Origin of the sequence: Paenibacillus sp. FSL P4-0338 (genome assembly GCF_038002365.1) — a bacterium.
Taxonomy (GTDB): domain Bacteria; phylum Bacillota; class Bacilli; order Paenibacillales; family Paenibacillaceae; genus Paenibacillus_AQ.
Genome location: NZ_JBBOCG010000002.1, coordinates 1747264 through 1759710 on the forward strand (window position 1 = coordinate 1747264; position 12447 = coordinate 1759710).

Below are 12447 nucleotides of genomic sequence, written 5' to 3' on the forward strand. Positions count from 1 at the left end.
CTATGCAGTCCGTGTGTTTTGTGTACCCTTCTATTCAGGGCGGCATTACGGCTCCTGGAACAGCAGCCGCTCTTCATCCCGGCTGTGAATAGCATTCACTACCAGCAGCGCATGGAACTGGTGCAGCACCTCTGAGGTGAGGCCGTCTTCGGCGAGCATACTTTTGACATCCTGCACGATGATCCGCAGCAGCTCATGATCCCGCTTCAGCCGGGTAACGGCTTCTTCCAGAGCGGGATTCTTCGCAATCATCTCCTGATAGAAGCCGTCTTCTTCCGCATCAGCATGGCTGAGTATCCGCGTCTCCCAGTACTCAATCAAGTGGTCAGCCGCCTGGCGGGCCACCTCCACTTCCTTAAGCGCCAGCAGTTCTTCCACTTCTTCTGTCTTGGCTACAGCGCCGGATAGCCCGCCCTGATGTATGGCATGATGGGCGTGCAGCTGGCGTAGTGAGGGTCCTGACATTATTCTTCATCCTCCCGTAGTATAACTATCTCAGACGTATCTACTGGTCAGTATAGCATAGAGTGCTGCCATGGAATTCCCGCTAGGAACTTCCCCCGAATATAAAGAGGGAAGTCCCTAATGGAACTCCGGGCCCGGCGGTGCAGCGCAGAATCAGAGCTTTTCTCCTCAGGGGGAAAGGCTTTTTTGCTGCGGGATGAGATCAAGGGAATTCCCGAGGTTCAATAGGTGTTTCCCTAATGGGAAGCACGGCCGGGGAGATCCATAATGAGATTAATTGAATAGATTCGTACAAAGGAGTGTTCTGGACAGATGAAGAAGAAATTCGGCCTTAACTTTTTTAAGCCGGTGGAGAGCTATTCCGGGAACTGGTCCATTCTTGAAGAGAAAAATAGAGATTGGGAGAACATGTACCGCCAGCGCTGGTCTCACGATAAAGTAGTCCGCACCACCCATGGCGTGAACTGTACAGGCTCCTGCAGCTGGAAGGTGTTCGTGAAGAACGGGATTATCACCTGGGAGAACCAGCAGATTGATTATCCGTCCTGCGGACCGGATATGCCGGAGTTCGAGCCGCGCGGCTGTCCGCGCGGAGCTACCTTCTCCTGGTATGAATACAGCCCGCTGCGCGTGAAGTATCCGTATATCAGAGGCAAGCTATGGCGGCTGTGGCAGACGGCGCTCCAGGAGCATGACAATTATGTCGATGCCTGGGCCAGCATTGTAGAAGATCCTGAGAAGGCCAGCCAGTATAAGAAGGCACGCGGCAAGGGCGGCCATGTCCGGGTGGCCTGGGATGATGCACTGCGGCTAATCGCAGCGCAGCTGATCTATACGATCCGTAAATACGGTCCTGACCGGATCGCCGGATTCACCCCGATTCCGGCCATGTCGATGGTCAGCTATGCTTCAGGGGCGCGGTTCATCTCCCTTCTGGGCGGTCAGATGCTGAGCTTCTATGACTGGTATGCCGATCTTCCTCCGGCTTCGCCGCAGATCTGGGGCGAGCAGACGGATGTCCCGGAATCCTCGGACTGGTACAATGCCGGGTACCTGATGATGTGGGGCTCGAACGTACCGCTGACCCGGACGCCGGATGCCCACTTCATGACTGAAGTGCGCTACAAAGGCACGAAGGTCGTATCGGTCGCCCCGGATCTTGCTGAGAACGTGAAGTTCGCCGACAATTGGCTGGCTCCGAACCCCGGCTCGGATGCGGCGCTTGCCCAGGCGATGACGCATGTCATCCTGCAGGAGTTCTACCAGGAACGCCAGGAGCCGATGTTCCTGAATTATGCGAAGCAATATACGGATATGCCGTTCCTGATTCTGCTTGATCCGCATGAGGACAGCCTGAAGGGCGGACGCTTCCTGCGGGCCAGTGATCTGGGCGATGCTTCCCCGCACTCGGACTGGAAGCCGGTAATCTTCGATGAAGCAACTGGCGAGATGATCGTGCCGAACGGGACAATGGGACAGCGCTGGGAGGAAGGCAAGAAGTGGAACCTGATTCTGGAGCGGGAGGACGGCAGCAAGGTGGAGCCGGCTCTGACCATCGAAGGGCACGGGGAAGAATGGACAGAGATTGTGTTCCCTTACTTCGACAATGCCGGTAATGGCACCTTCAGCCGGATCATTCCGGCCCGGAAGATGAAGCTTGCGGACGGCACGGAACGTTATGTCGCCACCGTATACGACCTGATGATGAGCCAGTACGGCATTAAGCGCAGAGACAGTCTGCTGAACGCTAAGGGGTATGAGGATGAATTGTCCCATTACACTCCGGCCTGGCAAGAGAAGATTACTACAGTAAAAGCAAGCGTGGTCGTGCAGATTGCCCGCGAGTTCGCCCAGAACTCCATTGAGACCGGCGGACGCTCCATGATTATCATGGGCGCAGGCATCAACCACTGGTTCAACAGCGATACCATCTATCGTTCAATTCTGAATCTGGTGGTGCTGACTGCATCCCAAGGCGTCAACGGTGGCGGCTGGGCGCATTATGTCGGCCAGGAGAAATGCCGTCCGATTGAAGGCTGGTCCACCATTGCCTTCGCCAAGGACTGGCAGGGCCCGGCGCGGCTGCAGAATGCAACCTCATTCTTCTATTTTGCTACCGAGCAGTGGCGTTATGAGGAGAGCGGCACCGATTCGCTGAAATCGCCGACAGGCGGAGAGGTTGCTTACCAGCACCCGGCAGATTACAACGTACTGGCTGCGCGTCTGGGCTGGCTGCCGTCCTTCCCGCAATTCAACAAGAACAGCCTGCTGTTCGCCGAGGAAGCGGCGCAGCAAGGCAAGAAGACGGATGCGGAGATTATCAGCCATGCTGTAGAAGAGGTTACTTCACGGAAGACGCGCTTTGCTGTAGAAGATCCCGGCGCACCTGAGAACTTCCCGCGCTCCCTGTTCATCTGGCGCTCGAATTTGATCTCAAGCTCCGCTAAGGGACAGGAATACTTCATGAAGCATTTGCTCGGAGCATCAGATGGTCTGCTGGCCGAGCCGAATGAGGAGCAGAAGCCGGAGGAGATCGTCTGGCGTGAGGATGTGGAAGGCAAGCTGGATCTGATGGTGGCGCTGGATTTCCGGATGACCACTACGCCGCTGTATGCCGATGTGGTTCTGCCTGCCGCAACCTGGTATGAGAAAACAGATCTGTCGTCCACCGACATGCATCCGTTCGTCCATCCGTTCAATCCGGCCGTGAATCCGCTGTGGGAATCCCGTTCGGACTGGGATATCTACCGTCAGCTCTCGGAGGTATTCTCCGAGATGGCGAAATCGCAGCTGCCCGGAGTCTATAAGGATGTAGTGATGTCCCCGCTGGGCCATGACTCCATTAGCGAAATCTCACAGCCGATGGGTCTGGTCAAGGATTGGACCAAGGGCGAAGTGCCGGCCATTCCGGGTAAAACCATGCCGAACTTCACCATTGTCGAGCGGGATTACACGCAGATTCATCATAAATACAGCTCGCTCGGACCGAACCTGGCTACCGGCAAAGCAGGCGCACACGGCGTCAGCTTCTCGGTTGCGGAGGAATACGAAGAGCTGAAGAAGATCAGCGGTGTGCATTACGATGAATCGATCCGGCACGGACTGCCGAAGCTGCAGACGGCCCGTCAGGCGGCGGATGCCATTCTTCATCTGTCTTCCGCCACCAACGGCCGCGTCTCCCAGAAGGCTTATGAGTCGGCGGAGAAGGATCACGGGGTCGAGCTGCGGGATATTTCGGCAGACCGGGCCGCTGAGAAAATTACGTTCCAGAGCATTACCGCTCAGCCGCGTGAGGTGATTCCGACACCGGTATTCAGCGGCTCGAACAAGCAAGGCCGCCGGTATTCGCCGTTCACGACGAACATCGAACGTCTCGTTCCGTTCCGTACCCTGACCGGAAGACAGCATTTCTATATTGACCATGAGATCTTCCAGCAGTTCGGCGAAGCGTTGCCGGTTTACAAGCCGACCCTGCCTCCAATGGTCTTCGGACCCCGCGACAAGGAAGTGAAGGGCGGGATGGATGCACTGGTTCTGAGATACCTGACGCCGCACGGCAAATGGAATATCCATTCGACTTACCAGGATAACCAGCACATGCTGACTCTGTTCCGGGGCGGTCCGACGGTGTGGATCAATAACGAGGACGCGGCGGCTCATAACATTGCGGACAACGACTGGCTTGAGGTCTATAACCGGAACGGTGTGGTCACTGCACGCGCCGTAGTCAGCCACCGGATGCCGAGAGGCACCATGTTCATGTACCACGCCCAGGATAAGCATATTCAAGTACCGGGCTCCGAGATTACGGATACGCGCGGCGGAAGCCATAATGCGCCAACCCGGATTCATCTGAAGCCTACCCAGATGGTCGGCGGATATGCACAGCTCAGCTACGGCTTCAACTACTACGGTCCGATCGGCAACCAGCGTGATGTCTACGTAGCCGTTCGCAAAATGAAGGAGGTCAACTGGCTTGAAAATTAAAGCGCAAGTTGCAATGGTAATGAATCTGGATAAATGCATCGGCTGCCACACCTGCAGCGTGACCTGTAAGACCACCTGGACGAACCGCAAGGGTGCGGAATATATGTGGTTCAACAACGTGGAGACGAAGCCGGGCATCGGCTATCCGAAGCGCTGGGAAGACCAGGAACTGTACAAGGGAGGCTGGCAGCTTCGCAAGGGGAAGCTGGAGCTGAAATCCGGCAACAAGCTGTCCAAGATCGCGCTCGGCAAAATCTTCTACAACCCTGATATGCCGGAAATGAAGGATTATTATGAGCCTTGGACCTATAATTATGAGCATCTGACTAATGCCGGGGAGCAGAAGCATTCCCCGGTTGCCCGGGCCCACTCTGCTGTAACCGGCGAGAAGATGGATCTGGAATGGGGACCGAACTGGGAGGATGATCTGGCAGGTGCGCATGTGACCGGCCCGCTGGACCCGAACATTCAGAAGATCGAGGAAGAGATCAAGTTCAACTTCGAGAAATCCTTCATGATCTATCTGCCCCGTCTTTGTGAGCACTGCCTGAACCCGAGCTGCGTGGCTTCCTGTCCATCGGGAGCGATGTACAAACGCGATGAGGACGGCATCGTCCTCGTGGACCAGGAGGCCTGCCGCGGCTGGAGATATTGCATGACCGGCTGTCCGTACAAGAAGGTGTACTTCAACTGGCAGACCAACAAGGCGGAGAAATGCACCTTCTGCTTCCCGCGTGTGGAGGCAGGCCTGCCAACGGTCTGTTCCGAGACCTGTACGGGCCGTATCCGTTACCTTGGTGTTCTGCTGTATGACGCCGACAAGGTTCTGGAGGCTGCGTCCACCCCTGACGAGAAAGATCTGTACCAGGCCCAGTGTGATCTGTTCCTGAATCCGCATGATCCAGAGGTTAGAGCCCAGGCGAGGGCGGACGGCATCTCTGAGGACTGGCTGGAGGCTGCGCAGAACTCACCGGTCTACAAGCTGGCGATTGAGCATAAGCTGGCCTTCCCGCTGCACCCGGAATACCGGACGCTGCCGATGGTATGGTATGTACCGCCGCTTAGCCCGATCATGAATTACTTTGAGGGCAAGGATTCACTGAAGAACCCGGATATGATCTTCCCGGCCATCGAAGAGATGCGTACGCCTATTCAATATCTGGCGAATATGCTGACGGCTGGCGATACGGAGACTGTGAAGGAAGCCCTGCAGCGGATGGCGATGATGCGCTCTTACATGCGCGCCCAGTCTACCGGTCAGGAATTCGATCTTAGCCGTCTGGACCGTGTCGGCATGACGGCGCAGCAGACCGAGGAGATGTACCGCCTGCTGGCGATTGCCAAATATGAGGACCGCTTCGTGATCCCGACCTCCCACAAGGAGCAGCACATGAACCCTTACCGCGCGCAAGGCGCGGCTGGCTATGGCAGCGACATGGGCGGCTCGGGCTTCGGCTCCGGCTGTGACGGCTGCGGACCGGCCAGTCCTTCCGGCGACACCATGAAGACCGGCAAGGAGATGTATGAAGAGAATTTCTACGGGGGGATCTGGCGTGATTGATCTGAACAAACTGCATCAATACAAGGAGTCCTTCGGTTATTTCGCCTTGCAGCTTATGTACCCGGAGAAGCTGGATTTCCATCCGGCTTTTCTGGAAGAGGCGTTTGACCCTGCTCACCCGGGATATGCCCACGTGCAGACGTACTGGAAGCACATGCAGAGCTTCAGCCTGGAAGAGATTCAGGAGAACTATGCGGCTACGTTTGATTTTCAGAAGGACTGTGCGCTCTATATGACCTATTTCAAGTTCGAGGATGCCAAGGAACGCGGGCAAATGCTCGCCAAACTGAAGCTGCTGTACGAAATGTTCGGCCTTGAAATGCCGGAGAGCGAGCTGCCCGATTACTTGCCGCTGATGTGCGAATTCATCTATGCTGCAGAGTGGCTGGACGTTCCCGGCGCGCCGGAGAACTTCCGGATGCTGATGGCGATTCTGGAGGATGGCTCGTATCATCTGGTGAAGGCGCTGGAGCAGCGGGAGAGTCCATATTATCACCTGGTTAAAGGGTTGCGAGAAACCTTCAAAGCTTGTGCGGAACAGGAGGCCCTAAGTCAATGAATATGATGGGTCAGTTTTTATGGGTTATTTTCCCGTATATGTGTATGGTCGTATTTATCGGCGGGCATATTGCCCGCTACCGTAAGGATCAATTCAACTGGACAGCTAAGTCCAGCGAATTCATTGAGAAAAAACAGCTGAAATTCGGCAGCATTCTGTTCCACCTCGGCATCATGCCGGTCATTCTGGGCCACATCGGCGGTCTCGCCGTTCCCAAGTCCTGGCTGGAGGCTGTCGGTGTCAGCGATCATATGTACCATATCGGTGCTGTATACATCGGGGGAATCTTCGGTGCGGCTACCCTGGCAGGGATGCTGATCCTGACCTCACGGCGCTTCACACTGAAGAACGTCCGCCGGCTCAGCAGCGCCTCCGATCTGATCGTCAACACGCTCCTGCTGTTCATTGTGTTCATGGGGATGTACTCCACGATTGTCACGAATGTGGTACAGCCTGAGTTCGACTACCGGGATACGATCTCGGTGTGGTTCCGCGGCTTGTTCATGTTCCGCCCGGACCCGTCGCTGATGAGCGGAGTGCCGTTCTCCTTCAAGCTGCACATTCTGTCAGGGTTCGCGATCTTTGCCTTCTGGCCGTTCACCCGGCTGGTTCACGTATGGAGTGTTCCGTTGAATTATGTAGGCAGAAGTTATATCCTATACAGAAGAAATAAATCAAATTAACGGAAGAGAGCAGCGTGGACTTCTTTCCCTGTTCAATCCGAGGAGAGAAAGCGATGATGAATAAGGTGGATTACCAGACCCGGCTTGACCAGATCCGTAAGTGCCTGGGATATGACTTCATGTCGCTGGCGTTCGCCGAACCGGCGGAGTATGACTATGCGATCCGCTGGAAATACGCCTCAGGCAATATAAGTGACCGCTACAAACGGATTGTGCTGCAATCCGGCAGAGGGATTGCCGGCATCGTGTTCAAGACCGGCAAGCCCTTCCTGATCCCTTCGGTGAAGCTTATGGTGAAGCCAGACAGCCTGTTCAATTACCCCATCACTAAGATGGAGAATCTGAACAGCATCGGGGCGGTGCCGATGTGGAATGATGCCCGTGTGGCTGGCGTGCTTCTGGGCGGCTTCAGAGGGGACCGGCAGGTGACCGCTGAGATGCTGCGTGACCTGGAAGCGACAGCGCGGGGCGGCATTGGAGACTTGAACGGGAAGGAATTGTTGCTCAGTTGAGGAACCCTGCTACGGATTTGCGCAGTGAGCTTATGACGAAGCTGTTCGAGAACAGCTCGGAGGCGATGTTCTTTTTTGACCGGCAAGGGAAAGCCCTGGCGATGAATCCGGCTGCCGAGACGATTGTCGACAAGGATATTCTAAGGCAGCTGTATCAGGGGAATCCTGAAGCGCTCTGCGGAACCTGCCGGGGATATACCAGTGAGACGGAGCTGCGTACCTGCCTGAATTGTTATTTTCACACCCCGGACTCAGAGGAGTTCACCTCTTATCAGGTCTATCTGGAGACCAGGGACAAGGGGATTGTGCCTTATGCCGCGACCTTTCACACGATAGATGAAGAGAACGGAATCCGGATCTTTATGCTCAGGGATTTAACGAGACAGTTCAAGACGCAAGAGAAGTTCTACCAGAACAAGATGATGAAGCATATTATTGAAGCCCAGGAGAATGAACGCAAGCGGATCTCCCGTGAACTGCATGACAGCGTTGCGCAAGAGCTGATGAGTGCCGTGATTGATCTGCGTGTGCTGAAATATATGACAGCCGATGATGGCCTGTTGAAGAAAGTGAAGCAAACCGAAGTGTCGATGACCCGGCTGCTGAGTGATATCCGCAACCTGTCGGTGGAGCTTAGGCCGGCTGCCCTGGATGATTTCGGTCTGGAGGCGGCTTTCCGCTCCCACTTCAAGCGGGTAGAACAAACATATGGCCTTGTGATTGAGTATGAATCCCGGCTGCCCGAGAAGCGGTACGGGAGTGAGATCGAGACGGTCATGTACCGGGTATGCCAGGAAGCGGTGCTGAATGCCTTGAAGTATGCCCAGGTAGACAGCGTCAAGGTCTCGCTCACCGAGAACGGCGGCATGCTGCAGCTTCTGGTTCAGGATGACGGCATCGGCTTCCATCTGGGAGATGAGCCTACTGGAACCGGGCTTGGCTTGTTCGGGATGCAGGAGCGGGCGGAACTGGTGGGCGGAACCTTCAGTGTGGATTCAGAGACCGGCAAGGGGACCCGGATTATGCTGCAGGTTCCTGTATGATGGGCCCGAGGAAAGGAATGAGCTTCTGATGAAGATCGTCATTGCAGACGACCATGCGATCGTACGCAGCGGATTCTCCATGATTCTTAATTTTCAGGATGATATTGAAGTGATCGGAGCAGCGGCGGACGGCAGGGAAGCCTACACCATGGTCGCCAAGCTCCGGCCGGATATCCTGATTATGGATTTAAGCATGCCTCCTGGAGAAAGCGGGCTGACCGCGACCGGCAAGATCAAGGAGGATTATCCCGATACCCGAATTCTCATTCTGACGATGCATGACGATGATGAATATCTCTTCCATGTCTTGAAGAACGGGGCCTCCGGGTATGTGCTCAAGAGTGCACCGGATGAGGAGCTGCTGCTGGCGATCCGCACGATTTATGAAGGCGGTACTTATATTCATCCCAAGATGGCTACCTCACTGGTCCGTGAGTTCATTAAGCAGGACAAGACCGGCGGGACCGAGGATCTGTTCGAGCTGCTGTCCAAGCGGGAGCTGGAGATTCTGCCGCTCATTGCCAAGGGATACGGGAATAAGGAGATTGCCGAGAAGCTCTTTATTTCTGTCAAGACCGTGGAGGCCCACAAGGCCAAAATTATGGAGAAGCTTAACCTTAAAAGCCGGCCCGAGCTGGTCGAATACGCTTTGAGGAAAAAAATGCTGGATTTCTGACCGGCCACTGGAGGGTTAGCTGTATGCCGGAACATACAAACCTTAAGTTTACGCTGCCCGCGATGCGCATCCTTGAGAATGAACACCGCTATTTGACTTTTCTGATGGAGGAATGGCATGCCATTGTCCTCTGGTTTGAGCAGGAGCAGATTACGCTGGAAGAGGCCAAGACACAGCTTGAGAAGCTGCGTAAGGCAGTGCAGGAGTTCGGCGTTCCGCTGAAGCGGCACACGGAGAAGGAAGAGACGTATTTCTTCCCGCTGCTGGGCCAGTATATCGGCTTCGACCAGGGCCCGCTGGCAGGCATCCAGGAGGAGCACCGCGAGATTGACGGGTACATCGGGCATTTCCTGCATCACTCTGAGGGGGATATCAACCAGATGACGCTTGAGGGAATCCGCTCAGCAGTGCACGATGCGGGAGAGGCCTTCGAGGTGCTGACCGTCCATTTTGTCAAAGAAGAGACGGTGATCTTCCCGATGGGTGAGAACCAGCTGAGTCCGAAGGACAAGGAACGTTTAAGTGAACAGTTAAATACGCTGATTACGTGACAAAAAACAGGCCGCTCCATTCTAACTGGGGCGGCTTTTGATACTTTTTCAACAAGGGACTATTCACGGTCAGTGCTTACCCATCTGTGATTTCAACCTTAGGATGTGTTGTTCTGTGAGACCTGAAGCTTTAAGAATAACTGAGGTCTCTACTCCAAGCGCAAGAAGTTCAAGTACTATGGCCTCTGCTCTTTTTTGTTCACCCTTAGCAATTCCCTCCGCAATTCCTTCCGCACGTCCTTCTGCACGTCCTTCCGCTTTAGCACCGTTCATCCGTGAAGCCTCATCACGCAAATACTTCATCCGGGCATCATACTCCATACGTGTAGCGGCATCTTGGCTAAGAAATTCAAGTGTATCCATTGCTTTTTTTAACATGGGTTCATTCATGGTCTGCACCTCCCAGTTTGGTTGTTCAACACCCTTTGATGATAGTACATCTCACTCCAGTAAAAAAGTGTCCGCTTCTCCATATTGTAAGGATTGAACAATTGCATTTCGATGTTAATTCGCTTGCCCTCTGCCGTTTTCGCCTTGATGTCCAGTATGGACTGCTTTTCAGCCGGAGCATCTTTATCTGTGTAAGAATTCATTAATATGATCTCAGTTAACGTAAACAAAATCAGCCTTTTTGTATACAAACAATGCTATTCTGTCCCTAAAACTCTGTAACGCATACAGTCCATTAGGCGGCGTTATTTTTTACAAGGATTTATATGTTTTGGGGTCCCCGCAAAGTACCTGAATCATCACCTACGCTAAAGCCCCACTTTGTGGGGTTATTTTAGGGTTTCCCCTGTCAGGGAAAGGGGACTCCCCTATATCTGAGCCGGGGAACGGCGGATACAATGAGTACAGGAAGTATAGATCACAGGAAATCATCACAAGAAAAAACGGCGAAAAGGTGAAACGAATGATTAAAAAAATGCAATTGCCGCTGCAAACCTTAAACTTGATTACCGGATTCATGGTGTGGGTCATTATCTCCTCCTTGATGCCCTTTATCTCGGAGGATATCAGCATCCCTCCCGGGCGGCTGGCGATGGTGACGGCCATTCCGGTCGTGCTTGGCTCGATTCTGAGAATTCCGCTGGGCTATTATGCGAATATTCTGGGGGCGCGGATTATTTTTATGTCCAGCTTCGTGCTGCTGCTGTTCCCGGTCTACTTCATCAGTGTGGCTTCAACCGTAACCCATCTGATTATCGGCGGCCTGTTCCTGGGTGTCGGCGGCGCGGTCTTCTCTGTAGGGGTAACCTCTTTGCCGAAGTATTATCCGAAGGAGAAGCATGGTCTGGTTAACGGTATCTATGGAATCGGAAATCTCGGCACAGCGGTTACAACCTTCTCGGCGCCTATCCTGGCAGCACAGTTCGGCTGGGCGAACGCAGTCAAAATGTATCTGATTCTGCTGCTGGTCTTCATCGTCCTTAACTTCTTCTTCGGGGACCGTCAGGAGCCCAAGCTCCGCACTCCGATTATTGAACAGATCAAGGGCGTGTCAAGGAACGAGAAGCTCTGGCTGTTCTCATTGTTCTATTTCATTACCTTTGGCTCCTTCGTATCCTTTACCATTTATTTGCCGAATTTTCTGGTATCCAGTTTTGGCCTGGAAAAAGTGGACGCCGGGATGCGCACCGCCGGCTTCATCGCAGTAGCGACCTTCTTCCGTCCGATTGGCGGCTGGCTGGCTGACAAGTTCCAGCCCTTGTTCTTACTTATCTTTACCTTCAGTGTCTACACCGTGGCTGCCATTATTCTGGCATTCATGCCGGACATGGGCCTGTATACAGCAGGCTGCCTGGCGATTGCTGTAAGTGCGGGAATCGGCAACGGTGTTATTTTCAAGCTGGTGCCGTTGTACTTCAATAAGCAGGCGGGGATTGCCAACGGGATCGTGTCGATGATGGGCGGTCTGGGCGGATTCTTCCCTCCGATCATGCTATCTGTGATTCATGCGGCAACCGGACAATATTCCATCGGCTTCATGCTGCTGTCCCAGGTGGCGCTGGCCAGTCTGGTGCTCGTGGTATGGCTGTACTTCCAGGACCGGCTTGCTCTCACCTCTGAGGTGTTCAATTCGACCGGCCAGGGGATTCTGGTTACGGATGTGTCCGGCCACATCAAGACGGTCAATCCGGCCTTCACGAAGCTTACCGGCTACACCGAGGAAGAGGTGCTTGGCAAACAGCCAAGCCTGCTGAAATCCGGCCGCCAGCCGAAGGACTTTTACCGCGTGATGTGGGGTGAAGTCAAGGCAAAGGGCATGTGGCAGGGAGAGATCTGGAACAAGCGCAAGAATGGAGAAGAATACCTGCAGTGGCTGAATATCAGCGCTGTGAAGGATGAGACCGGTGAAGATGTCCGGTATGTAGGCACCTTCAGCGATATTACAGAGAAATAAACGGAT

The 12447-nt window shown here is 54.2% G+C and carries 10 protein-coding genes and 1 pseudogene; 9 read left to right on the top strand and 2 right to left on the bottom strand.

The window, feature by feature from the left end:
* Positions 1-45 precede the first annotated feature (45 nt).
* Positions 46-465: a hemerythrin domain-containing protein gene (locus MKZ07_RS31625; RefSeq protein WP_036691013.1), complete on the bottom strand. Its 420-nt coding sequence runs from the start codon at positions 463-465 to the stop codon at positions 46-48.
* Positions 466-777: 312 nt separating this feature from the next.
* Between MKZ07_RS31625 and MKZ07_RS31630 the strand changes: the two genes are divergently transcribed.
* From MKZ07_RS31630 to MKZ07_RS31665, 8 genes are read left to right on the top strand one after another with little or no spacing between them, the layout of a single operon-like run.
* On the top strand, positions 778-4452 hold the full coding sequence (locus MKZ07_RS31630; RefSeq protein ID WP_076155371.1) for a nitrate reductase subunit alpha: 3675 nt from the start codon (positions 778-780) through the stop codon (positions 4450-4452).
* Entirely contained in the window at positions 4442-6013 is a 1572-nt protein-coding gene (narH, locus tag MKZ07_RS31635) for a nitrate reductase subunit beta (protein ID WP_036691010.1), read from the top strand. Before MKZ07_RS31630 ends, narH begins: the two co-directional genes overlap by 11 nt.
* Entirely contained in the window at positions 6006-6572 is a 567-nt protein-coding gene (gene narJ, locus MKZ07_RS31640) for a nitrate reductase molybdenum cofactor assembly chaperone (RefSeq protein WP_036691008.1), read from the top strand. Before narH ends, narJ begins: the two co-directional genes overlap by 8 nt.
* A complete protein-coding gene (gene narI, locus MKZ07_RS31645; RefSeq protein WP_036691006.1) occupies positions 6569-7255 on the top strand; it encodes a respiratory nitrate reductase subunit gamma in 687 nt (228 codons plus the stop codon). Before narJ ends, narI begins: the two co-directional genes overlap by 4 nt.
* A gap of 53 nt (positions 7256-7308) precedes the next feature.
* Entirely contained in the window at positions 7309-7767 is a 459-nt protein-coding gene (locus tag MKZ07_RS31650) for a GAF domain-containing protein (RefSeq protein ID WP_036691004.1), read from the top strand.
* Between the two features lie 32 nt (positions 7768-7799).
* Positions 7800-8810 carry a sensor histidine kinase gene (locus MKZ07_RS31655; protein WP_051493182.1) on the top strand — a complete coding sequence of 337 codons (1011 nt, stop codon included), beginning with the start codon at positions 7800-7802 and terminating at the stop codon, positions 8808-8810.
* A gap of 28 nt (positions 8811-8838) precedes the next feature.
* Entirely contained in the window at positions 8839-9486 is a 648-nt protein-coding gene (locus MKZ07_RS31660; protein ID WP_036691001.1) for a response regulator transcription factor, read from the top strand.
* Between the two features lie 23 nt (positions 9487-9509).
* Complete coding sequence (locus MKZ07_RS31665) at positions 9510-10037, top strand: hemerythrin domain-containing protein (RefSeq protein ID WP_036691000.1); 528 nt, start codon at positions 9510-9512, stop codon at positions 10035-10037.
* 69 nt (positions 10038-10106) lie between these two features.
* Here the strand turns inward: MKZ07_RS31665 and MKZ07_RS31670 are convergent.
* A pseudogene (locus MKZ07_RS31670) lies at positions 10107-10648 on the bottom strand (Rpn family recombination-promoting nuclease/putative transposase); the annotation flags it as partial.
* A gap of 302 nt (positions 10649-10950) precedes the next feature.
* Here MKZ07_RS31670 and MKZ07_RS31675 point away from each other — a divergent pair.
* Positions 10951-12441, top strand: a complete 1491-nt coding sequence (locus MKZ07_RS31675; RefSeq protein ID WP_341029472.1) for a nitrate/nitrite transporter — start codon at positions 10951-10953, stop codon at positions 12439-12441.
* Positions 12442-12447: the final 6 nt, after the last annotated feature.